24 protein-coding genes are annotated in these 22,507 nt (G+C 74.6%); 13 read left to right on the plus strand and 11 right to left on the minus strand.

Going from position 1 to position 22,507, the window contains the following annotated elements:
- Window positions 1–54 precede the first annotated feature (54 nt).
- Entirely contained in the window at window positions 55–798 is a 744-nt protein-coding gene (locus CBZ_RS01410) for a beta-ketoacyl-ACP reductase (protein ID WP_130779836.1), read from the minus strand.
- 133 nt (window positions 799–931) lie between these two features.
- Between CBZ_RS01410 and CBZ_RS01415 the strand changes: the two genes are divergently transcribed.
- The 3 genes from CBZ_RS01415 to CBZ_RS01425 are packed head-to-tail and all read left to right on the plus strand — an operon-like array spanning window position 932 to window position 2,441.
- On the plus strand, window positions 932–1,270 hold the full coding sequence (locus tag CBZ_RS01415) for a DUF3099 domain-containing protein (RefSeq protein WP_130779837.1): 339 nt from the start codon (window positions 932–934) through the stop codon (window positions 1,268–1,270).
- Window positions 1,267–1,512, plus strand: coding sequence for a hypothetical protein (locus tag CBZ_RS01420; protein WP_130779838.1), 246 nt, complete (start codon window positions 1,267–1,269; stop codon window positions 1,510–1,512). Before CBZ_RS01415 ends, CBZ_RS01420 begins: the two co-directional genes overlap by 4 nt.
- On the plus strand, window positions 1,509–2,441 hold the full coding sequence (locus CBZ_RS01425) for an SURF1 family cytochrome oxidase biogenesis protein (RefSeq protein ID WP_130779839.1): 933 nt from the start codon (window positions 1,509–1,511) through the stop codon (window positions 2,439–2,441). The genes CBZ_RS01420 and CBZ_RS01425 overlap by 4 nt, the downstream gene beginning before the upstream one ends.
- Here CBZ_RS01425 and CBZ_RS01430 read toward each other — a convergent pair.
- Entirely contained in the window at window positions 2,425–4,023 is a 1,599-nt protein-coding gene (locus CBZ_RS01430) for an ABC-F family ATP-binding cassette domain-containing protein (protein WP_130779840.1), read from the minus strand. The two genes, CBZ_RS01425 and CBZ_RS01430, sit on opposite strands and share 17 nt — an antisense overlap.
- A gap of 139 nt (window positions 4,024–4,162) precedes the next feature.
- Between CBZ_RS01430 and CBZ_RS01435 the strand changes: the two genes are divergently transcribed.
- The 5 genes from CBZ_RS01435 to CBZ_RS01455 all read left to right on the plus strand — a co-directional run bounded on the left by CBZ_RS01435 (window position 4,163) and on the right by CBZ_RS01455 (window position 7,801).
- A complete protein-coding gene (locus CBZ_RS01435) occupies window positions 4,163–4,810 on the plus strand; it encodes a biotin transporter BioY (RefSeq protein WP_130779841.1) in 648 nt (215 codons plus the stop codon).
- A gap of 7 nt (window positions 4,811–4,817) precedes the next feature.
- Window positions 4,818–5,537: an energy-coupling factor ABC transporter ATP-binding protein gene (locus tag CBZ_RS01440; protein ID WP_130779842.1), complete on the plus strand. Its 720-nt coding sequence runs from the start codon at window positions 4,818–4,820 to the stop codon at window positions 5,535–5,537.
- 56 nt (window positions 5,538–5,593) lie between these two features.
- Complete coding sequence (locus tag CBZ_RS01445; protein ID WP_130779843.1) at window positions 5,594–6,214, plus strand: energy-coupling factor transporter transmembrane component T family protein; 621 nt, start codon at window positions 5,594–5,596, stop codon at window positions 6,212–6,214.
- A 100-nt stretch (window positions 6,215–6,314) separates the two neighbouring features.
- A complete protein-coding gene (gene ypfJ, locus CBZ_RS01450; RefSeq protein ID WP_130779844.1) occupies window positions 6,315–7,202 on the plus strand; it encodes a KPN_02809 family neutral zinc metallopeptidase in 888 nt (295 codons plus the stop codon).
- Between the two features lie 56 nt (window positions 7,203–7,258).
- Entirely contained in the window at window positions 7,259–7,801 is a 543-nt protein-coding gene (locus CBZ_RS01455) for a GNAT family N-acetyltransferase (RefSeq protein WP_130779845.1), read from the plus strand.
- 96 nt (window positions 7,802–7,897) lie between these two features.
- On the opposite strand, the gene CBZ_RS01460 is transcribed toward CBZ_RS01455, so the two are convergent.
- The 8 genes from CBZ_RS01460 to CBZ_RS01495 form a co-directional block, all read right to left on the minus strand.
- A complete protein-coding gene (locus CBZ_RS01460; protein WP_130779846.1) occupies window positions 7,898–8,233 on the minus strand; it encodes a metal-sulfur cluster assembly factor in 336 nt (111 codons plus the stop codon).
- Window positions 8,230–8,712: a Fe-S cluster assembly sulfur transfer protein SufU gene (gene sufU, locus CBZ_RS01465; RefSeq protein WP_130779847.1), complete on the minus strand. Its 483-nt coding sequence runs from the start codon at window positions 8,710–8,712 to the stop codon at window positions 8,230–8,232. Before sufU ends, CBZ_RS01460 begins: the two co-directional genes overlap by 4 nt.
- The gene (locus tag CBZ_RS01470; protein WP_130779848.1) at window positions 8,709–10,049 is read right to left on the minus strand and encodes a SufS family cysteine desulfurase; all 1,341 of its coding nucleotides are present in this window, start codon (window positions 10,047–10,049) and stop codon (window positions 8,709–8,711) included. Before CBZ_RS01470 ends, sufU begins: the two co-directional genes overlap by 4 nt.
- A gap of 88 nt (window positions 10,050–10,137) precedes the next feature.
- Window positions 10,138–10,899 carry a Fe-S cluster assembly ATPase SufC gene (gene sufC, locus CBZ_RS01475; protein WP_130779849.1) on the minus strand — a complete coding sequence of 254 codons (762 nt, stop codon included), beginning with the start codon at window positions 10,897–10,899 and terminating at the stop codon, window positions 10,138–10,140.
- 16 nt (window positions 10,900–10,915) lie between these two features.
- Window positions 10,916–11,248: a non-heme iron oxygenase ferredoxin subunit gene (locus tag CBZ_RS01480; RefSeq protein ID WP_130779850.1), complete on the minus strand. Its 333-nt coding sequence runs from the start codon at window positions 11,246–11,248 to the stop codon at window positions 10,916–10,918.
- Entirely contained in the window at window positions 11,245–12,543 is a 1,299-nt protein-coding gene (sufD, locus tag CBZ_RS01485) for a Fe-S cluster assembly protein SufD (protein ID WP_130779851.1), read from the minus strand. The genes CBZ_RS01480 and sufD overlap by 4 nt, the downstream gene beginning before the upstream one ends.
- Window positions 12,543–13,982 (minus strand): Fe-S cluster assembly protein SufB, encoded by a 1,440-nt coding sequence (gene sufB, locus CBZ_RS01490; protein ID WP_130779852.1) that lies wholly within the window; start codon window positions 13,980–13,982, stop codon window positions 12,543–12,545. Before sufB ends, sufD begins: the two co-directional genes overlap by 1 nt.
- On the minus strand, window positions 13,979–14,713 hold the full coding sequence (locus CBZ_RS01495; protein WP_130779853.1) for a helix-turn-helix transcriptional regulator: 735 nt from the start codon (window positions 14,711–14,713) through the stop codon (window positions 13,979–13,981). Before CBZ_RS01495 ends, sufB begins: the two co-directional genes overlap by 4 nt.
- A gap of 291 nt (window positions 14,714–15,004) precedes the next feature.
- On the opposite strand from CBZ_RS01495, the gene CBZ_RS01500 reads away from it, so the two are divergent.
- The 5 genes from CBZ_RS01500 to CBZ_RS01520 all read left to right on the plus strand — a co-directional run bounded on the left by CBZ_RS01500 (window position 15,005) and on the right by CBZ_RS01520 (window position 19,693).
- A complete protein-coding gene (locus tag CBZ_RS01500; RefSeq protein ID WP_130779854.1) occupies window positions 15,005–15,928 on the plus strand; it encodes an ABC transporter ATP-binding protein in 924 nt (307 codons plus the stop codon).
- Entirely contained in the window at window positions 15,925–16,719 is a 795-nt protein-coding gene (locus CBZ_RS01505; RefSeq protein WP_130779855.1) for an ABC transporter permease, read from the plus strand. The genes CBZ_RS01500 and CBZ_RS01505 overlap by 4 nt, the downstream gene beginning before the upstream one ends.
- Before the next feature lie 89 nt (window positions 16,720–16,808).
- On the plus strand, window positions 16,809–17,762 hold the full coding sequence (locus CBZ_RS01510) for a COX15/CtaA family protein (RefSeq protein WP_130779856.1): 954 nt from the start codon (window positions 16,809–16,811) through the stop codon (window positions 17,760–17,762).
- A 78-nt stretch (window positions 17,763–17,840) separates the two neighbouring features.
- Entirely contained in the window at window positions 17,841–18,857 is a 1,017-nt protein-coding gene (locus tag CBZ_RS01515; RefSeq protein ID WP_130779857.1) for an ATP-binding cassette domain-containing protein, read from the plus strand.
- Window positions 18,854–19,693: an ABC transporter permease gene (locus tag CBZ_RS01520; RefSeq protein ID WP_130779858.1), complete on the plus strand. Its 840-nt coding sequence runs from the start codon at window positions 18,854–18,856 to the stop codon at window positions 19,691–19,693. The genes CBZ_RS01515 and CBZ_RS01520 overlap by 4 nt, the downstream gene beginning before the upstream one ends.
- A 65-nt stretch (window positions 19,694–19,758) precedes the next feature.
- On the opposite strand, the gene CBZ_RS01525 is transcribed toward CBZ_RS01520, so the two are convergent.
- A partial coding sequence (locus CBZ_RS01525; protein ID WP_218022692.1) for an ATP-binding protein occupies window positions 19,759–22,507 on the minus strand: 2,749 nt, incomplete at its 5' end.

Raw genomic sequence — 22,507 nt, forward strand, 5'->3', positions numbered from 1 at the left:
TTCCGTTCTCTTGCGGTGCGAGCAGCGGTGCGTGCGGGTGCGGGTGGGGAGGCGTCAGTGGCCCATGCCGAGGCCGCCATCGACCGGGATCACGGCCCCGGAGATGTACGCGGCGGCATCGGACGCGAGGAACTCGACGGTTGCGGCGACCTCGTCGGGCTGCGCGAAGCGCCCGGCGGGGATCGTGTCGAGGTACGCCTTCTGCCGGTCCTCGGGCAGGGCGCGCGTCATGTCCGTGTCGATGAACCCGGGGGCGACGACGTTCGCGGTGATGCCGCGGCCGCCGAGCTCGCGCGTGATCGAGCGGGCCATGCCGACGAGCGCCGACTTCGACGCCGCGTAGTTGACCTGGCCGGGCGAGCCGTACAGGCCGACGACCGAGGAGATGAGGACCACGCGGCCGCGGCGCAGGCGGATCATGCCCTTGCTGGCCCGCCGCACGACCCGGAACGCGCCCGTGAGGTTGACGTCGAGGACGTCGGTGAACTCCTCGTCGGTCATCCGCAGCAGCAGCTGGTCGCGCGTCACGCCGGCGTTGGCGACGAGCACCTCGACGGGGCCGTGCGCGGCCTCGATCTCGGTGAAGGCCGCGTCGACCGCGGCGGTGTCGCGCACGTCGGCGACGGCGCCGAGGACGCCGTCCGGCAGGTCGCCCGAGCGGTAGATCGTCGCCACCTGGTCCCCCGCGGCGACGAAGCGCTCGGCGATCGCGCGGCCGATGCCACGGTTCGCGCCGGTCACCAGCACGCTGCGGGGACGGTGGGCAGGGGCGGTCGCGTTGTCGGGAGTCTCAGGCACGGAACCCGACGCTATCCGACGTCGCAGGCGTGCCGGGGCACCGGCCCGGCACACGTTCGCCGTGGCGTGTTGTGGGATCCGGACAACGACCGCCCACGCGGAGACCTCGCCGACACCGGACTACCATCAGGTGGTGAGCAGCCGCAGGAGCCCGGGACGTCCGGACGAGGACGCGCAGCGCATCACGTCCGCGCCCGAGTCGCTCGCGGACGACATGTCGCGCCGCCAGCGCCGCTACCTGGCCCAGATGGGCGTCCGCATGGTCTGCTTCGCGGGCGCCTTCTTCACGTGGGGGCACCTGCCCGCGGTCGTGCCGATCCTGCTCATGGTCGCGGCGGTCGTCCTGCCGTACGTCGCGGTCCTGTTCGCCAACGCGGGGCGGGAGCGTCGGGACACCGACGCGACGTTCATGGAGTACCGCGAGATCGGGCCCGGGTCCGGCCCGCACGAGCAGCTCGGAGGCCGGTCGTGAACCTGCTGGGGACCCACGGCGCCGACGCCGTCGACGAGCTCGTGTGCAGCGCGCGCGGGTGCTCCGCCGAGCCGTCGTGGGGCGTGCTGTGGAACAACCCCAAGCTGCACACCCCCGAGCGCCGCAAGGTGTGGCTCGCGTGCGAGGGCCACCGCGAGCACCTGTCGCAGTACCTCGACGTGCGCGGCTTCCTGCGGGACGTCGTGCCCGTCGACGACCTCGAGCGGGTGGCGCCGTCGTGAGTCCCGCGGTGCGCCGGGCCGTCGGGATCGTCTGCGTCGGGCTCGTGGTGGCCACGGCGTGCGTGCTGCTGGGCCGCTGGCAGTGGAACCGGCACGTGTGGCGGGACGCGGCGATCGAGGTCGTCCGGACGAACTTCGCGGCGCCGCCGGTGCCGCTCGGCGAGGTGCTCGGCTCGACGGACGACGTCCTGGGCAAGGCCGACGAGTGGCGCACGGTCGAGGTCGTCGGCCGGTACGACGAGGACGCCACGGTGCTGCTGCGCAACCGGCCGGTCGGCGGCACGCCGTCGTACCACGTGCTCGTGCCGTTCGTCGTCGAGGACGCGTCGGCGGGCACCGCGGCGCAGCCCGTGGGCGCCGGTGACGTGCTCGTCGTCGACCGCGGGTGGGTCCCGACGGGCGCGGACGCGAGCACCGCGGTCGACGTCCCGCAGCCGCCCGCGGGCAGCGTCGTGCTGACCGCGCGCCTGCGCCTCGACGAGCGGCCCACGACGCGGTCGGCACCCGACGGGCAGGTGCAGGCCATCGCCTCCGAGCAGGTCCTCGCGGCCGGCGGGCTGACCGACGCGACCCCGTACGCGGCCTACGCGCAGCGTGTCGCGGAGGACCCCGCGCCCGCGCAGGTGCCCGGGGCGCTGCCGCCGCCGAGCACCGACCCGGGGTCGCACCTGTCGTACGCGTTCCAGTGGTGGGCGTTCGCGGTGCTGGTCCTCGGCGCCGCGGTCGTCGTGGCCCGGCGCGAGGCGGCACTCGTCGCCGCCGACGACACGGCCGCCGCGGCCGTCCCGAGCGCCCCACGTGCCCCGCGCCGACGCGGCGGGCGCGCGGAGGACGAGGAGGACGCGCTCATCGACGCGCAGCTCGGCCCCGACGTCCCGGCCGGCGCGACCGCCGGCCAGGACGGGACGGGCGTCAGGCCAGCGCGATGAGGTCCAGGTAGTCGGGACCCCACAGGTCCTCGTCGCCGTCGGGCAGCAGCAGCACGCGCTCCGGGTCGAGCGCCGCGACGGCGCCCTCGTCGTGCGAGACGAGCACCACCGCGCCCTTGTAGGAGCGCAGCGCGGCGAGGATCTCCTCGCGCGACGCCGGGTCGAGGTTGTTCGTCGGCTCGTCGAGCAGCAGCACGTTCGCGGCGGACACCACGAGGGTCGCGAGCGCAAGCCGGGTCTTCTCCCCGCCCGACAGCACGCGTGCGGGCTTGTCCGCGTCGTCGCCGGAGAACAGGAACGAGCCGAGCACGGAGCGGACCTGCGTGTCCGTGAGGTCGGGCGCGGCCGAGCGCAGGTTCTCGACGACCGTGCGGCCGAGGTCGAGCGTCTCGTGCTCCTGCGCGTAGTACCCGAGCTTGAGCCCGTGCCCCGGCTTGACCTCGCCGGTGTCGGACGCCTCGATACCGCCGAGGATGCGCAGCAGGGTCGTCTTCCCGGCACCGTTGAGCCCCAGGACGACGACCTTCGAGCCCCGGTCGATCGCGAGGTCGACGTCGGTGAACACCTCGAGCGAGCCGTACGACTTCGACAGGCCCTCGGCGGTGATCGGGGTGCGCCCGCACGGCGCGGGGTCGGGGAACCGCAGGCGGGCCACCTTGTCGGAGGCGCGCACCTCGTCGAGCCCGGACAGCATCCGCTCGGCGCGGCGGGCCATGTTCTGCGCGGCGACGGCCTTCGTGGCCTTCGCGCGCATCTTGTCGGCCTGCGCGAGCAGCACCGACGCCTTCTTCTCCGCGTTCGCCCGCTCGCGGCGACGACGCTTCTCGTCGGTCTCCCGCTGCTGCAGGTACGCGTCCCAGCCCAGGTTGTACTGGTCGAGCTGGGAGCGGTTGGCGTCGAGGTGGAAGACCTTGTTGACGGTCGCGCGCAGCAGGTCGGCGTCGTGCGAGATGACGACGAAGCCGCCCGCGTACGCCTTGAGGTAGTCGCGCAGCCACGCGATCGAGTCGGCGTCGAGGTGGTTCGTCGGCTCGTCGAGCAGGAGCGTGTCGACGCCGGAGAACAGGATCCGCGCGAGCTCGACACGCCGCCGCTGACCGCCCGACAGGGTGCCCATGGGCTGGCCGAGCACCCGGTCGTCGAGGCCGAGGTTCGACGTGATGCGGTGCGCCTCGCTCTCGGCCGCGTAGCCGCCGGCGGCCGTGAAGCGCGCCTCGAGGCGGCTGTAGCGGGCCATCGCGGTCTCGCGGACGGTGTCGTCCTCGGCGGCCATCGCGCCCTCGGTGACGCGCATCGCGCCGACGATCTCGTCGAGGCCGCGGGCCGAGAGCACGCGGTCCATCGCGAGCTGCGCGAGGTCGCCGTGGCTCGGGTCCTGCGGCAGGTAGCCGATGTCGCCGGACCGCGCGATCTGGCCGCCCGTCGGCTGCGTCTCGCCGGACAGGGTGCGCGTCAGGGTCGTCTTGCCGGCGCCGTTGCGCCCGACGAGCCCGATGCGGTCGCCCGAGGCGATGCGGAAGGTCGTCGGCTCGAGCAGCACGCGGGCGCCGATGCGCAGCTCGACGGCCTGGGCGGTGATCACGTGGTGGTTTCCTCCGAGAAAAGCGCCCGGGTTCTGGCCACGGACGCGACGGCCCATGATTCTACGACCCGCTAGCGTTTCGACCGGTCGACCAGCCCTGTGCCATCCGCTCCGCACCACCGACGTCCCAGGGGGACCGATGACCGACGCACCGCAGCGCCCGCACCCGACCGACGTGCCCGCCCCGGCGGCGGCACCGCTCGACGTGCCCGCACCCGTGACCCGGACCAGCCTCGCGACGGACGTCGCGCTGGTGTCGACGTTCGCCGCGTTCATCGCGGTGTGCGCGATCCTGCCCGCGATCCCGACGCCCTCGGGCGTGCCGATCACGCTGCAGACGTTCGGCGTGATCCTCGCGGGCCTGGTCCTCGGCTGGCGCCGCGGCGCGCTCGCCGTGGCGCTCTACCTCGCCGTCGGCCTCGCGGGCGTGCCCGTGTTCTCGGGCGGAGCGGGCGGCCTCGCGGTCCTCGCCGGACCGACCGTCGGCTACCTGCTCGCGTTCCCGTTCGGGGCCGCGCTCGCCGGGGCGTTCGCCGGCCGTGCGCTGCGCGTCCCCGTGGCCTGGCGCTACGCCGCGCTGGTCGGCTCGGGCCTCGCGGCGAGCTTCCTCACGATCCACCCCGCCGGCATCGCCGGGCTGATGGCCCGCCTCGGGCTGCCGTTCGGCGAGGCGCTCGCGATCGACGTCGTGTACTGGCCCGGCGACGTCGTGAAGAACCTGCTCGCGGCCGCGGTCGCCCTCGCGGTCTTCCGGGCGTTCCCCGACCTGCTGCGCACGCGTCGCTGACCGTTCCGTGATCGAGCTCGACGACGTCGTCGTCACCGCGTGGAGCCCCGGCCCGGGCGGCGGGGACGAGCGGGTCGTGCGGCTCCTCGGCCCGGTGACGCTGCGGCTCGCCGAGCGGCGGGTCGCCGTGGTCGGCGCCAACGGGTCGGGCAAGTCGACCCTCGCACGCCTGCTCAACGGGCTCGTCCTGCCGTCGTCCGGGTCGGTGCGCGTCGACGGCCTGGACACCGCGACCGACGGCGCGGCCGTCCGGCGGCGCGTGGGCTTCGTGTTCACCGACCCGAACGCGCAGATCGTCATGCCGACGCCGCTCGAGGACGTCGCGCTGTCGCTGCGCCGCCGGTTCCCCGACGCCGCCGAGCGGGAGGTCGTGGCGCGCGCGGCGCTCGCGCGGTTCGGGCTCGGCGAGCGGGCCGACGTCCCCGTGCACGCGCTGTCGGGCGGGCAGCGCCAGCTCCTCGCGATCGCGGCGGTGCTGGCCGTCGAGCCCGCGGTGCTCGTGTGCGACGAGCCGACGACGCTGCTCGACCTGCGCTGGCGGCGCACGGTCGACGACCTGCTGGCCGGGCTCGACCAGCAGGTCGTCGTCGTGACGCACGACCTCGACGCCGCCCGCCGCGCGGACCGGGTGCTCGTCGTGCACGACGGGCAGGTCGTGCACGACGGCGAGCCGCACGCGGCGGTCGCGCACTACGAGGCCCTCATGTCCGGGGAGTGGGTCCCGTGAGGCGGCGGTCTGCCCGCGGCACGGCGACGCCAGGGCGCCGGCCCGGTGCCGGTCCGATGCGCGCGCCGTGGGCGGGGCCGCTCGGCCTCTACCACCCGGGCACGAGCGTCCTGCACCGGCTCCCCGCGGGCGCGAAGCTCGCCGGGCTGCTCGTCGCGGGCCTCGTCGTCCTGTTCCTGCACGGCCCCACGTCGGCGGTGGGCGCGCTGCTCGTCGCGCTCGGCGTGCTCGTCGTCGCCCGCGTCCCGCTGCACCGCACGACGCGCGGCCTGCTGCCCGTGCTCGTGACCGCGGCGCTCGTCGGCGCGTACCAGGCGTGGGCGCGCGGCTGGGCGGTCGGCGTCGAGGTGGCCGCCGACCTGCTCGCGCTGGTCGTGCTCGGCACCGTCGTCACGGCCACGACCCGCTCGGACGCGCTGCTCGACGTGCTCGCCCGCGTCGCCCGGCCGTTGCGGCACGTCGGGCTGCCTCCGGACTCCGCCGCGCTGGCCGTCGGGCTGTTCCTGCGCACCGTGCCGGTCCTCGCGCAGACGTCGCTCGAGGTGCGGGACGCGGCGCGCGCCCGCGGGCTGGAGCGCGACCTGCGGGCGGTCGTCGTCCCGGCGGCGGTCCGCATGGTCGGGCACGCCCGGGCGACGGGTGACGCGCTCGCAGCGCGCGGGCTCGGCGACCGCTGACGGGCGCCGGTCGGGTGCGCCCACCCGCCGGTCGTCGCACGTCCGTGCACCGCCGTCCGCCCGCCGCGCGCACCGCTGGACGCGCGACTACGTTCCCTCCATGACGTTCGGCGAGGGTGGTCAGTTCGAGGGCGGTCGCGTGCGCACGAGCCGCGGCGGCAAGGTCGCGGTCGGCGGCGGGATCGGCGCGCTCGTCGTCGCCGTGCTCGCGATCGTCCTCAACCAGTCGGGCAACGGCGACCTCGCGAACGTCCTGCAGGGTGTCGCCGGCGGCAGCGGCCAGCAGGCCGAGCAGGGCGTCGTCGGCGACTGCACCGCGGAGCAGGCCAACACGCAGCGCGACTGCCGGCTGTCCGCGACGCTGCAGGCGCTCGACGCGTACTGGGCGGGTGAGCTGCCGGCCCAGGGCGTCGAGTTCGCGCAGCCCCAGGCCGAGGCGTTCGAGGCCCAGACGACCACGGGGTGCGGCGCGGCGAGCGCGTCGACCGGGCCGTTCTACTGCCCGCCCGACCAGACGATCTACCTCGACCTCGGCTTCTACGACGTCCTGCAGAGCCAGTTCGGCGCGCAGGACGGCCCGCTCGCGGAGATGTACGTGACGGCCCACGAGTACGGCCACCACGTGCAGAACCTCACGGGCGTCATGGACAGCGCGCAGCGGCAGGGCGGCGGCGCGGAGTCCGACTCGGTGCGCGTCGAGCTGCAGGCCGACTGCTACGCCGGGATGTGGGTCGGCAACGCCGCGACCCAGGTCGACCCCGACACGGGCGTGACGTTCCTCGAGCCGATCACCGTCGAGCAGCTGCAGCAGGCGCTGTCGGCCGCGGAGGCCGTCGGTGACGACCACATCCAGCAGCAGTCCGGCGGCGGCGTGAACCCCGACACGTGGACCCACGGGTCGAGCGAGCAGCGCCAGCGCTGGTTCACGACGGGCTACGAGCAGGGCACCCTCGCGGCCTGCGACACGTTCGCGACCGACAGCCTCTGACGGGCCGCGCGGCAATGGGCGTGCCCGGACGGCCGCGTGCCGTCTACCCTCCCGACGTGCCGACGACGATCCGCCCCGAGTCCCCCGCTGACGTCGACGCGGTCCGCGACGTCGTCGCCGCCGCCTTCGGCGAGCACGCCGAGCACGTCCTGACGATGCTCGACGGCCTGCGTGCGGACCCCGCGTGGGTCGACGGCCTGTCGCTCGTCGCGGAGTGCGACGACGTCGTCGTCGGCCACGTCCTGCTCACGCGGGTCCGGGTCGAGACGGAGCGCGGGCCGCTGGCCGCGCTCACCCTCACGCCCCTGTCGGTCCTCCCCGAGGCGCAGGGGCGCGGCGTCGGCACGTCCCTCGTGACGCGCGCGCTCGACACCGCGACCGCGGGCGGCTGGCCGCTCGTCGTGCTCGAGGGCGACCCCCGCTACTACGGGCGACGCGGGTTCGTCGCCGCCGAGCCGCACGGGCTGCCGTCGCCGTCGGCGCTCATCCCGCCCGGCGCGTGGCAGGTGGCCCTGCTGCCCGACCACGAGCCGTGGATGACCGGTCCGGTGACGCTCTCCGCTCCCCTGCTCGCGGTCAACGACGAGCCGCGCGTCTGACGCCGGGCTGGCGGGCCCGCGTCCAGCACGGCGGCGGGTACGACGAAGCCCAGGCCCCCGTGGTCCGGGAACCTGGGCTTCGTCGGGACGGCGGCGTCAGATGTTGAAGCCGAGCGCGCGCATCTGCGCGCGGCCGTCGTCCGTGATCTTCTCCGGGCCCCACGGCGGCATCCACACCCAGTTGATGCGGAAGCCGTCGACGATCCCGTCGAGCGCCTGGGCCGACTGGTCCTCGATGACGTCGGTCAGCGGGCACGCCGCGGACGTCAGCGTCATGTCGATGACCGCCGTGTTCGTCTGGTCGATGACGACGCCGTAGACGAGGCCCAGGTCGACGACGTTGATCCCGAGCTCGGGGTCGATGACGTCGCGCATGGCCTCCTCGACGTCGGCCACGGTCGTCGGGCTGGTGGGGTTGGTCTCGGTGCTCATGCGTCCTCCTTGGTGCGCGCCGCGCCGGCCTTGATGAGTGCGTCGTTCAGGGCGACCCACCCCAGCAGCGCGCACTTGACGCGTGCCGAGTAGCGGCCGACCCCCGTGAAGGCGGCGGCGTCGCCGAGCTTGTCCTCGGCCTCCTCGCCGAGACCCGCGCCCTTGGACTGCATGAGAGCGCGGAACGTCTCGGCCACGTCGTCGACCGACGCGAGGTCGTGGTCGACGACGAGGTCGTGCAGGACGGAGACCGAGGCCTGCGAGATGCTGCAGCCCTGGCCCTCCCAGCGGACGTCCCGCACGACGCCGGACGCGTCGACGTCCACCTGCAGCGTCACCTCGTCCCCGCACGTGGGGTTGACCTGGTGCGACTCGCCCGTGCGGGCGGCGTCGGCCGCGGCCCCCAGCCCCCGCCCGTGCGGGAACTTCGCGTGGTCGAGGATGACCTGCTGGTACAGCTGCTCCATCGAGGTGCTCATGCGCTTCTCCCGTCCTCCAGACCGAAGAACGTCCGCACCCCCGCGAGTGCTTCCCGGAACACCGCGACCTCCTCGTCCGTCGTGTAGACCGCGGCCGACGCGCGGGCCGTCGCGGCGACGCCGAAGCGTCGGTGCAGCGGCTGCGCGCAGTGGTGGCCCACCCGGACGGCGACGCCCGCGTCGTCGAGCACCTGGCCGACGTCGTGCGCGTGCACGCCGTCGACGACGAAGGACACGGTCGCGAGCCGGTCGTGGGCGTCGGTCGGGCCGATCACGCGGACGCCGGGCACGGACGCGACGGCGTCGAGCAGCAACCGCGTGAGATGCGCCTCGTGCGCCGCGACGGCATCCATGCCGAGCTCGGCGAGGTACGACGCGGCCGCGCCCATCCCGACGGCCTGCGACACCATCTGCGTGCCGGCCTCGAACCGCTGCGGCGGCGGCGCGTAGGTCGTGCGGTCCATCGTGACGACCTCGACCATCGAGCCGCCGGTCGTCACGGGCGGCATCGCCTCGAGCAGCTCCCGCCGCCCGTACAGCGCGCCGACACCGGTGGGACCGAGCATCTTGTGGCCGGAGAACGCCGCGAAGTCGACGCCCAGCGCGGGCAGGTCGACGGGCAGGTGCGGCACCGACTGGCACGCGTCGAGCACGGTGAGAGCCCCCACCTCGCGGGCACGGGCCACGAACCGGGCGACCGGCGTGATGGCGCCGGTCACGTTCGAGGCGTGCGTGACGGCGACGACCCTGGTGCGCGACGTCACGACGGTGTCCAGCTCGTCGGCCCGCAGGCGGCCGTCGTCGTCCACGCCGACCCACCGCAGCGTCGCGCCCGTGCGGGCGGCGAGCTCCTGCCACGGCACGAGGTTCGCGTGGTGCTCGGCCTCGGTCACGACGATCTCGTCGCCGGGTGCGAGCGCGAACCGCCGGGCGTCCGCTCCCCCACGCCCCAGCGTCGCGTTCGACATCGCGTACGCGACGAGGTTGATCGCGGCCGTCGCGTTCGACGTCCACACGAGCTCGCCGGGCGACACCCCGACGAACGACGCGACCCGCGACCGGGCGTCCTCGAACGCCTCGGTCGCCTCCTCCGCGAGCTGGTGCGCGCCGCGGTGCACGGCGGCGTTGCGCTGGACGTAGAAGTCCTGCTCGGCGTCGAGCACGACGTCGGGCTTCTGCGACGTGGCCCCGGAGTCGAGGTAGACAAGCGGCCGTCCGCCGCGCAGCGTGCGCGCGAGCAGCGGGAAGTCCGCGCGGACCGCCGCGAGCTCGGCGGCCTCGAGCGTGCGCGGGGTGCCGCCGTGCGGCTGCGCGGTGGCGTCCAGCGTGCTGGTCACGTCGTCCCGCCCTTCGTCGTGCGTGGGGATCCGTGGTGCCCCGGGACGCGGGGGGCGCGTCCCGGGGCGGTGGTCGTCGACGCCGGCGTCAGCCGACGGACGACGAGAGGAAGCGGTCGTAGCCCTCGTTCTCGAGGCGCTCGGCGAGCTCGGGCCCGCCCTCCTCGGCGACCTTGCCGTCGACGAAGACGTGCACGAAGTCGGGCTGGATGTAGCGCAGGATGCGCGTGTAGTGCGTGATGAGCAGCACGCCGACGTCCGAGTTCGAGCGGACGCGGTTCACGCCCTCCGACACGACGCGCAGCGCGTCGACGTCGAGGCCCGAGTCGGTCTCGTCGAGGATCGCGAAGCGCGGCTTGAGGAGCTCCATCTGGAGGATCTCGTGGCGCTTCTTCTCACCGCCCGAGAAGCCCTCGTTGACGGAGCGGTCGGCGAACGCCGGGTCCATGCGCAGGTCGTCCATCGCCGTGCGGACGTCCTTGACCCACGTGCGCAGCGGGGGCGCCGTGCCGTCGATCGCGGTCTTCGCGGTCCGCAGGAAGTTCGACACCGACACGCCGGGGACCTCGACCGGGTACTGCATCGCGAGGAACAGGCCGGCGCGGGCGCGCTCGTCGACCGACAGCGCGAGGACGTCCTCGCCGTCGAGCGTCACGGTGCCCGAGGTGATCTGGTACTTCGGGTGGCCCGCGATCGAGTACGCGAGCGTCGACTTGCCGGAGCCGTTGGGGCCCATGATCGCGTGCGTCTCGCCGCTGTTCACGGTGAGGTCGACGCCGCGCAGGATGGGCTTGGCGCCCTCCTTGGTCTCGACGCTGACGTGCAGGTCGCGGATCTCCAGGGTGGCCATGCGGGGTACTCCTAGGTCAGAGGGGGACGTCGACGTCGACCAGCACGCGCTGGCCGTCGACGGTCACGGGGTAGACGGGGACGGGCTTGACGGCGGGCGGGCCCAGCGGCTTGCCGGTGCGCAGGTCGAAGCGCGAGCCGTGCAGCCAGCACTCGATCGAGCAGCCCTCGACCTCGCCGTCGGACAGCGAGACAGCGCCGTGCGAGCAGATGTCGCTGATGGCGTGCAGCTCGCCGTCCTCGTCGCGGACGATCGCGACCTCGACCGGTCCGGACTCGCCCTCGAGCTCGACGCGGAACGTGCCGGCGACCGGCACGTCCTCGTCGTAGCAGGCGAGCTGGGCGGTCACACGCGCTCCGTGTGCGCGGACGACTCGGAGCCCTCGACGTGCGGGGCGGCCAGGGCGTCGAGCGCCGACATCGACGACTCGAGCTCCTTCTCGATCGCGCCGATGAGGCGCTCCTCGACCGCGGGGACGCCGATCTCGTGGATGAGCTCGGCGAAGAAGCCGCGCACCACGAGGCGACGCGCGTCGGCCTCGGGGATGCCGCGGGCCCGCAGGTAGAAGAGCTGCTCGTCGTCGAAGCGGCCGGTCGCGGACGCGTGGCCCGCGCCCTCGATGACGCCGGTCTCGATCTCGAGGTTCGGCACGGAGTCCGCCCGCGCACCGTCCGTGAGGACGAGGTTGCGGTTGAGCTCGTAGGTGTCCGTGCCCTCGGCGGCCGCGCGGATCAGCACGTCGCCGACCCACACCGCGTGCGCGCCCTCGCCCTGCAGCGCGCCCTTGTACGTCACGCGGCTCACGCAGTTCGGGACGGCGTGGTCGACGAACAGGCGCTGCTCCTGGTGCTGGCCGGCGTCGGCGAAGTACAGGCCGAGCAGGTTGACCGACGCACCCTCGCCGACGAACTCGGCGTCCGGCGTGACGCGCACGACGTCGCCGCCGAGCGTGACGACGATGTGCTTGACGGTCGCGTCGCGGCCCACGGTGACCCGGTGCGACGCCGTGTGCACGGAGCCGTCGGCCCAGTCCTGGACGGACACGACCGTGAGGTGCGCGCCCTCGTCGGCGACGATCTCGACCGTCTCGGTGAGCGCGGCGTGGCCGACGTGGTCGAGGACGACGACCGACTCGGACAGCGCCTCGGCGTGCACGAGCAGGTGCGACGCCGTGGGCTCGAGGGGCGCGTCGTTGAGACCGGCACCCTCGACGCCCTCGACCTTGATCGAGGTGACGGTCGAGGCGACCTGCTCGCGCGGGATCGTCACGACGGTCGCGCGGGGGTACGACGCCCACGCGACGGCGGACGTCCGGTCGCCCGGCTTGCCGGCCCGGCCCAGGCGCTCGTCGCCGCGGTCGACGATCTCGACGCGGACCTCGGGCGCCTCGACGACGGTCGTCAGGACGCCGTGGCCGGACAGCACGCCGTCGGTCGCTCCGGCGAACAGCGGCGCGATCTTGTCGACGGGCGAGAAGCGCCACTCCTCCTCCCGGCCCGTGGGGACCGGGAAGTCGGCGACGTCGAACGAGGTGAGGCGCGACGCGCGGGACGACTCGGGCGTCCCGCCGACGCCGTGCGTGTGGGCCCCGTCGGCGACCGCCCGCGAGTGGTCGGTCGACAGGTTCTCCGTGGTGGTCGTCATCAGCCGACGGCCCCTTCCATCTGCAGCTCGATGAGGCGGTTGAGCTCGAGGGCGTACTCCATGGGCAGCTCGCGCGCGATGGGCTCGACGAACCCGCGCACGATCATGGCCATCGCCTCGGTCTCGGGCATGCCCCGGGACATCAGGTAGAACAGCTGGTCCTCGCTCACGCGCGACACCGTCGCCTCGTGGCCCATCGACACGTCGTCCTCGCGGACGTCGACGTACGGGTAGGTGTCGGAGCGGGAGATCTGGTCGACGAGCAGGGCGTCGCACAGGACGTTGCTCGCGCTGTGCTCGGCGCCCTCGAGGACCTGCACGAGGCCGCGGTAGGACGTGCGGCCACCGCCGCGCGCGACCGACTTGGAGACGATCGACGACGACGTGTGCGGCGCGGCGTGCACCATCTTGGCGCCCGCGTCCTGGTGCTGGCCCTCGCCGGCGAACGCGATCGACAGCGTCTCGCCGCGCGCGTGCTCGCCCATGAGGTAGATCGCCGGGTACTTCATGGTGACCTTGGAGCCGATGTTGCCGTCGACCCACTCCATGGTCGCGCCCTCGGCGGCGGTCGCCCGCTTGGTCACGAGGTTGTACACGTTGTTCGACCAGTTCTGGATCGTCGTGTACCGCACGCGGGCGTTCTTCTTGACGATGATCTCGACGACCGCGGAGTGCAGCGAGTCCGAGGAGTACACGGGGGCCGTGCAGCCCTCGACGTAGTGCACGTACGAGCCCTCGTCCGCGATGATCAGCGTCCGCTCGAACTGGCCCATGTTCTCCGTGTTGATGCGGAAGTAGGCCTGCAGCGGGATCTCGACGTGCACGCCCGGCGGCACGTAGACGAACGAGCCGCCCGACCAGACGGCGGTGTTGAGCGACGCGAACTTGTTGTCGCCCGGGGGGATCACGGAGCCGAAGTACTGCTCGAAGATCTCCGGGTGCTCACGCAGGCCCGTGTCGGTGTCGAGGAAGATGACGCCCTGCTCCTCGAGCGACTCCTGGATCTGGTGGTAGACGACCTCGGACTCGTACTGCGCGGCGACGCCCGCGACGAGGCGCTGCTTCTCCGCCTCCGGGATGCCGAGCCGGTCGTACGTGTTCTTGATGTCCTCGGGCAGGTCCTCCCAGCTGGCGGCCTGCTTCTCCGTGGAGCGCACGAAGTACTTGATGTTGTCGAAGTCGATGCCCGACAGGTCGGAGCCCCACCACGGCATCGGCTTCTTCTCGAAGAGGCGCAGGGACTTCAGGCGCGTCTTGAGCATCCACTCGGGCTCGTTCTTCAGCGCCGAGATCTCCCGCACGACGGCCTCGGACAGGCCGCGCTTGGCCGTCGCACCGGCGACGTCGGTGTCGTGCCAGCCGTAGTTGTAGTTGCCGATCGAGGCGATGGTCTCGTCCTGCGTCAGCGGCGTGGCCGCGTTCTCGGTGGGTGCACTCATGCTGTCGGTCCTTCCGGGGCGAGCACGGGGGCTGCGGGGGTCGGTGCGGTCGTCGGGATGTTCGTGGTGCAGACGTGCCCGCCCCCGGCGAGGGTGGCGAGGCGCTGCACGTGGACGCCGAGCAGGCGCGAGAACGCGCGCGCCTCGGCCTCGCAGAGCTGCGGGAACTCGTGCGCGACGTCCTGGACGGGGCAGTGCCCCTGGCAGAGCTGGACGGCGTGCGTGCCGGGCACGGGCCGCGCGGACGCGGCGTAGCCGTCGGCGGACAGGCCGTCGGCGAGCGTGCGGGCGCGGGCGGTGACGTCGTCCCCCGCGGCGGCGACCGCCGCGGCGTGCCGCTGCTCGAGGTCGCGCACGCGCTGCTCCGCGAAGCTCTCGACGGCGTCGGGGCCGGCGGTCTGCGCGAGGAACCGCAGCGCGTCGGCGGCGAGCTCGGAATAGCGGTGCGACAACGCGCTCTGCCCGCGGCTCGTCACGACGTAGCGACGGGCGGGCCGGCCGCGGCGCACGGGGCCGGCACCGACGCTCTCGTGCACGGCGATCTGCTCGCCCTGCTCGAGCACCGCGAGGTGGCGCCGGATGCCGGCGGTCGTGAGGTCGAGCCGCGCGGCGAGCTCGGCGGCGGAGACGGGGCCCTGCGACGCGACGATCCGGAGCACGCGCTGCCGGGTCCCCGCGTCCGACTCGGGCGCGTCGGCGTCGTGCAGGACGACGGGCAGCGTCGCGCTCATGCACACCTCCGGGCCGGGTCGGGCGGTCTCGCGGCGGCGTCCCGCCGCACGCACCGCCGGCCGGTGCGTGCCGGCCGACGGGCGACCCGGGGGAAGGTCGCGATATTGACAACATCCTCGTTGCCGAAATGCATCCCTGCAAGCAAGGCAGACCTTCCTACCGTCGCCCAGACCTCGCCCCGACGCCGGCCGGACGCCGGGCGCAGCAGCCGTTGCGGCACGCCGCCCGGCACCGCCACCGCGGCACGTGGCGCACGTCACGCCGCCCGCACGCGCCTAGACTCCCCTCTCGTGCCCGACTCCCCCGCCCTGGAGGTCCGTGGGCTCGTCAAGCGGTACGGCGGCACCGCCGTCGTCGACGGGCTCGACCTCGTCGCCCGCCACGGCCAGGTCACCGCGGTCCTCGGGCCCAACGGTGCCGGGAAGACCACGACCATCGAGTGCTGCGAGGGCCTGCGCACGCCCGACGAGGGCACGGTGACCGTCCTCGGCCTCGACCCCCGCACGCAGGCGCGCGACCTGCGCCCGCGCGTCGGCGTCATGCTCCAGGACGGCGGGCTGCCCACGGGGATCCGCGCCGCCGAGATGCTCGCGCACGTCGCCCGCATGTACGCCGCGCCGCGCGACCTCGGCGAGCTCACCGAGCGCCTCGGCCTCGGCTCGTTCGCGCGCACGACCGTCCGGCGGCTGTCCGGCGGTCAGCGGCAGCGGCTCGCGCTCGCCGCGGCCGTCGTGGGCCGTCCCGAGCTCGTGTTCCTCGACGAGCCGAGCGCCGGCATGGACCCCCAGGCCCGGCTCGCGGTGTGGGAGCTCGTCCGCGAGCTGCGCGCCGAGGGCGTCGCCGTCGTCCTCACGACCCACCTCATGGACGAGGCCGAGGACCTCGCGGACCACGTCGTCGTCGTCGACCGCGGCCGCGTCGTCGCGCAGGGCTCGGTGGCCGAGCTGCTCACCGGCGCCGACGACCGCACGCTGCACCTGCAGGCACCCGCCGGGCTCGACCTCGCCCCGCTGCGCACCGCCCTCGGCGACGGCCTCTCCGTCGCCGAGGCCGCGCCGGGCACGTACGTCGTCGCCGGGGCGGTCGAGCCGGCCACGGTCGCCGCGGTCACCGCCTGGCTCGCGCAGGCCGACGCCCTCGCGAGCCGGCTCACGGTCGGCCGCTCGACGCTCGAGGACGTCTTCCTCGACCTCACCGGACGGGACCTGCGATGAGCGCCACCCCCGCACCTGTCGCCGACACCGCCCCCACGGCGCACCCCGGCGCCGCGCCGACCCCCCGCCGGGTCCTCGCGCAGACGGCCTTCGAGGCCCGCGCGATCCTGCGCAACGGCGAGCAGCTCCTCGTCACGGTCGTCGTGCCCGTGCTCGTGCTCGTCGGCCTCACGCGCGGCACGTTCGTCGAGCTCGACACCGGCGGCGCGAGCCGCATCGACTTCCTCGCACCCGGCGTCCTCGCGCTCGCCGTCATGACGACGTCCTTCACGTCGCAGGCCATCGCCTCGTCGTTCGACCGACGCAACGGCGTGCTGCGGCTGCTGTCGACGACGCCGCTCGGCCGCGGCGGCCTGCTCGCCGGCAAGGTGCTCGGGGTCCTCGTCGTCGAGCTCGTCCAGGTCCTCGTCATCGGCGTCGCCGCCGTGCTGCTGGGCTGGCGTCCCGACCCCGCGGGTATCCCCCTCGCGGTCGTGGCGGTCGTCCTCGGCACGGCCGCGTTCACGTCGCTCGCGATGCTCGTCGCCGGCACGCTGCGCGCCGAGGCCGTCCTGGCCGTCGCCAACCTCGCGCTGCTCGTCCTCGCCGTCGCCGGGGGCGTCGTCGTGCCCGCGAGCAGCCTGCCCGGCCCGCTCGAGCACGTCGCGCTGCTGCTGCCGTCGGGCGCGCTCGGCGAGGCGATGCGCGAGACCCTGCTGCACGGCGTGCTGCCGCCGTGGTCGGTCGTCGTCCTGCTCGGCTGGACCGCCGCGCTCGGCTGGGGCGCCGGGCGTCTCTTCCGCTGGCACTGAGGTCGACGCACCCGCGGGGCGACCGCGTGTGACGCACCTGGCCCCCGGACGGTCCGGCCGGGCGGGACGCGGAACGTACCCTGGGACCCGTGACGACGCCCGCCACCGCACCCGCCCCGCCGCCCCTGCTCGACCGGCTGCGGCCGCGCTGGACCCGGCCCGCGATCGTCGCGAACCTCGTCGGGCAGATCGTCATCGTCGGCACCGGCGGCGCCGTGCGGCTCACCGGCTCCGGCCTCGGCTGCTCGACGTGGCCGCAGTGCGAGCCCGGCGAGTTCACGCCCCGGTTCCACGAGGCGACCTCGATCCACCCGTTCATCGAGTTCGGCAACCGCACCATCACGGGCGTCCTCGGCATCCTCGCGATCGCCGTGGCGCTCCTCGTCTTCACGGACCGCCGCCGGTCGAGCGCCTACCGCTGGCTCGGGCTCGCACCCCTCGCGGGCGTCGCGGTGCAGGCGGTCGTGGGCGGCATCACCGTGCTCGTCGACCTGCACCCCGCGATCGTCGGCGGGCACCTGCTCATCTCGATGGCGCTCGTCGCCGCCTCGACCTGGCTGCTGGTCCGGGCCCGCGAGGGCGACGCCCCGCCCGTGCCCGTCGTCGACACGACCACCTACGCGCTGCGCTGGGCGCTCGCCGCGGCGACCGTCGTCGTGCTGGTCCTCGGCGTCGTCGTCACCGGCGCGGGCCCGCACTCGGGCGACGAGGAGGTCGGGTACCGGTTCGCGGTCGACCCCTACGCGACCGCGCGCGTGCACGCCGCGGCCGTGTGGCTGTTCGTCGCCGTCCTCGCCGTCATGCTCGTGCGGATCGTGCGCAGCGGCGTCGGCGGGCGTCCACGGTCCGTGGGCATCGTGCTGCTCGTCATCACGCTCGCCCAAGGCCTCGTCGGCTACGTGCAGCTCTTCACCGGGCTTCCGATCGCGCTCGTCAACCTGCACATGGTCGGCGCGGCGCTGCTCGCGGCGGGCGTCGTCTCGTTCAGCGGCACCCTGCGCGCGCGGGACCCGCTGCCCGACAGGGCCCTGACAGCGGTCTGACAGCGCCGGCCGGTCGACGACAGCCGACCGACAGCGCCCCCGTCCCACCCTGGTCACGACACCGACCAGGGAGGACCCATGACCCACCAGACCTGGGCCATCGAGGCCGAGGGCCTCGTCAAGCTCTTCGGGGAGCAGCGCGCCGTCGACGGCGTCGACCTCACCGTCCGGACCGGCACCGTCTACGGCGTGCTCGGCCCGAACGGCGCCGGGAAGACGACGACGATCCGCATGCTCGCCACGCTGCTGCGGCCCGACGCGGGCACCGCGCGCGTCTTCGGCCACGACGTCGCCCGCGAGCCGCACGTGGTGCGCCAGCTCGTCGGCGTGACCGGGCAGTACGCCTCGGTCGACGAGACGCTGAGCGCCACCGAGAACCTCGTGCTGTTCTCGCGCCTGCACGGCCTGCCCCGGGCGACCGCCCGCCGCACGGCTGTCGACCTGCTCGAGCGGTTCGGGCTCACCGAGGCCGCGAGCAAGCCGCTGCGGAGCTTCTCGGGCGGCATGCGGCGCCGGCTCGACCTCGCGGCCAGCCTCATCGCGCAGCCGCCGCTGATCTTCCTCGACGAGCCGACGACGGGCCTCGACCCGCGCACCCGCGCGCAGATGTGGGACACGATCCGCGAGCTCGTCGCGAGCGGCTCGACCGTCCTGCTCACCACGCAGTACCTCGACGAGGCCGACCAGCTCGCCGACCGGATCGCGGTCATCGACCGCGGCCGGGTCGTCGCCGAGGGCACCGCCGACGAGCTGAAGTCGGCCGTCGGCACGCAGTCGCTCCAGCTCAGGCTCGCCGACCCGGGCCACGTGCTCGCGGCGGCCGCGACCGTCCGCGACCGCTTCCGCGTCGAGCCGACGGTCTCGCCCGAGGCCGGCCGCCTCACGGTCCCGCTCGACGACCCCGGCGCCGTCACGGACCTGCTCGTCCTGCTGCGCGAGCGCGGGCTGGGCGTCGACGAGCTGTCGATGCAGAAGCCCTCGCTCGACGAGGTCTTCCTCACGCTGACCGGCCACCCGGCCGAGGCGACCGACGACGCGGACGGGTCCGCGGCGCAGAGCGCGGCCGACGCCGCAGGAACGACGGTGAACGCATGAGCGCCACGACCCTGACCCCGACCCCCCGGCGCCTCACCGCGGACCCCGCGGGCCTCGACCTGCCGTCGGCCGTCTCCCCCGCCCTCGCGGTGACCCAGTCGCTGACGATGGCGTGGCGCGGGCTGGTGAAGATCCGCCGCACGCCCGAGCAGCTCATGGACGTCACGCTGCAGCCGATCCTGTTCACGCTGATGTTCACGTACATCTTCGGCGGCGCGATCTCCGGCAGCGTGCAGGACTACCTGCCCGTCATCATCCCCGGCATCCTCGTCCAGACCGTCATCACGACGTCCGTCGTCACGGGCGTGCAGCTGCGCGAGGACATGGACAAGGGCGTGTTCGACCGGTTCAAGTCGCTGCCCATCGCCCGAGTCGCGCCGCTGGCCGGTGCGCTGCTCGCCGACATGGTGCGGTACCTCATCGCGACGACCCTCACGTTCACGATGGGCTACGTCATGGGCTACCGCCCCGGCGGCGGGATCGGCGGCGTCGTCATGGCAGGGCTGCTCGTCGTCGTCTGCTCGTGGTCGCTGAGCTGGATCTTCGCGTTCTTCGGCGTGATCGGCCGGACGGCCACCGCGGTGCAGGGCACGTCGTTCCTGGTCCTGTTCCCGCTGACCTTCCTGTCGAACGCGTTCGTCGACCCGTCGACGATGCCGCGGCCGCTGCAGGTGTTCGCCGACGCGAACCCCGTCTCACACCTCGTCACGGCGGTCCGGGAGCTCGCCAACACCGCGGCCGTGACCCACCAGGTCGGCCTCGCGCTGCTCGGGTCGGCGGTCGTCGTGGCGGTCTTCGCGCCGCTGGCCGTGCGGGCGTACATGCGCCGCGCCTGACCAGGTCCGCCCGACACCCCGGGGTCGCGCACCCCGGGGCGTCGGGCGTCTGCGGGGTGCGGCGGTCAGGGCGTCGTCGGCGACGGTTCCGGGGGCGACGACCAGAGCGACGCCACGAGCGCCAGGGCGCGCGCCGCCGCGTTCCGCCGGCCCGCGGCCCGTGCCCGCTCGCGTGCGGCGTCGACCCGCACGTCCCCGTGCACCAGGCGCGCCCTCTCCTCGAGCGGGGCGCGCCACAGGATCGGCAGGTCCTGCCGCGACCCGAGCAGGTCGGCGAGGAAGAACAGCGTCAGTCCGTCGTCGACCCGGTCGGGCCGCGCGGTCGACGACCAGGTGGCGGCCCCGAGGCCGACGGCTGCGGTTCCCAGGACGGGGTGGTCGATCGCGCCCGTCCCCCGCAGGAACTGCCACTCGTGCACGTGCGCGGCCAGCCGCGCGGCAGGCTCGGCCACGGGTGGCTGGCCCGCGCGCGACTCCTCGGGCGCGAGGACCAGCTGGGCGAGCCAGCCGGCGGTCAGCATGACGAACCACGGCGACGACGCGCCCGGCGCACCGTCCGGGTCGAACGCGTCGTTCGCCGCCCGCAGCAGCGCGAGCGCCCCCGGCAGGTCACCCCGCGCTGCGGCGATCTCCGCGCGACCCGCGTGCTCGAGCGCGACGACCTCGGGCGACGCCCACCCGGTCGGCACGGACCGGCCCGACGCGACGAGCTCCGCGATCTCGTCGCAGCGCTCCTGCGCGGCGTCCAGGTCACCGACGCCGACCGCGCCCGCGAGCTCCAGCCACGTGAGCTGGTGCAGCTCCTCGTCGGCGAGCAGCCGCCGCAGCCCGGTCCGTGCGCGCCCCGCCCACACGAGGACGTCGTCGGGCCGCCCCTCCTCGCTCGCGAGCTGCGCGAGGAACGAGGCGTTGTTCGCCACCGCCCACACGTCGCCGCGCTCGACGGCCAGGGCGTACGCCGTCTCGACCCACCGCCGGGCGACCTCGACGCGTCCCGAGTTCTCGGCGAGCTGCGCCGAGAGCATGTGCCCGATCATCGCGAGGTACGCGTCGTCCGCGCGGCGCAGCACCGCGAGCTCGCGCGCGACGCCCGCGACGGACCCCGCGAGCGCGAGCCGCACGAACGCGCGCGTCCTGCTGCCGAGGTGCGCCCCCAGCTCGCGCTCGACCAGCCGGAGCCGCGCGAGGGACCGGACGGTCGACGCCGCGTCCCCGAACGTGCCCATCCCCGCGAGCTCGGTGAGCGCGAGCGCGGTCACGTCCGCGAGCACCGGGGGCACCCGCCAGCCGTGCGTGCGGGCCAGCACCTCCTGCCCCAGGCCGAAGACCTGCTCGTGCGCGCCCCGCAGGCTCCAGTGGCCGCTGAGCAGCACGTACAGCGCGTACGCCTCGCCTGAGCGCCCCGCGGCGAGCACGGTGCGCAGCGCGAGGAGCAGGTTGTCCTGCTCGGTGCGGACCGCGCCCATCGCGGCGACCTGGTCGCCGTCGACGAGCCGCGGCGCCCACCGGCGGGTGAACGCGAGCGCCCAGGCGACCATCGCGGCGAGCGCCGGCGTCTCCTCGCCCGCGGCCGCGAGGCGCAGCTGCCCGAACTCGCGCACCGTCTCGAGCATCCGGTACCGGACCGTCGGGGTGCCGTCACCGCTGCCGTGCTCGTCGGTGACGGTGCACAGCGACTGCAGGACGAGTCCGTCGAGCGCGTCCACGACACCCCAGTCGAGCGCGTCGAGGTCGACCTGGCCGGGCTCGCCGCTCCCGACGGTGCCGGCGGCTCCGCCCAGGGCCTCGCGGGTCGCGTCGTGAGAGACGGCGAGCCGGCCGACGACCGTCGCGGCGTCGAGCCCGAACCCGTCCGGCAGGACCGAGAGCCGCCGCAGCACCGCCTGCTCGTCGTCCGTCAGCAGGTTCCAGCTCCAGTCGATGACGGCCTCGAGCGTCCGGTGCCGCTCGGGCGCCAGCCGCTCGCCGGAGCGCAGCAGCGCGAAGCGCGCGTCGAGCCTCCGCTCGACCTCCTCGACGGTCATGGTGCGCACGCGCGCGGCGGCGAGCTCGATCGCGAGGGGCAGGCCGTCGAGGCGGGTGACGAGGCGGGCGACCACGTCGAGGGGCAGCGCGGCGCCGGGTCGGGCCGCCCGCGCGCGCTCGAGGAAGAGCTCGACCGCGGCACCCCGGCCGTCGTCGACGGGCAGCGGGGCGAGCGGGTGCACCCGTTCCCCGGCGACGAGCAGGGGCGTGCGGCTCGTGGTCAGCACCCGCAGGTCGGTCACGGCGGCGAGGAGGCCGTCGGCGCACGCGGCCGCCCCCGCGACGACGTGCTCGCAGTTGTCGAGGACGAGCAGGGCGGGGACCTCGCCCAGCCGCTCGGCGACGCGGCGCAGCACGTCCGCCGTCGGCGGGAGCTGGTCGCCGAGCCGCGGGCCCCGCGTGGGCTGCGCGAGCCCGAGCGCGGACGCGACCGCGACGTCGACGTCGGCGTCGGTCCGCACGCCCGCGAGCTCCACGACGACGACCCACGTGTCGTCCTGGGCGCGCCGCGCGACCTGCTGCGCGAGCGTCGTCTTGCCCAGACCGCCCGTGCCGAGGACGGTGACGAGGCGGCCGTCGGCGAGCAGCGACTCGACCGTCGCGACGTCGGCGTCGCGGCCGAGCACGGCGTGCGGAGCCGCACGCACCCCGAGGGGTCGACGACGGACCGTCCGGTGCGAGCCGGCGACCGCACCGCCTGCGAGCTCGCCGTGCGCGCCGCCCGATGCCGCGGCGCCGTCCACGGGCGCCCCGGGCGGGCTCGGCGGACCGTCCGGCGCGGTGCGGCCC

The sequence above is a fragment of the Cellulomonas biazotea genome (assembly GCF_004306155.1).
Taxonomy (GTDB): domain Bacteria; phylum Actinomycetota; class Actinomycetes; order Actinomycetales; family Cellulomonadaceae; genus Cellulomonas; species Cellulomonas biazotea.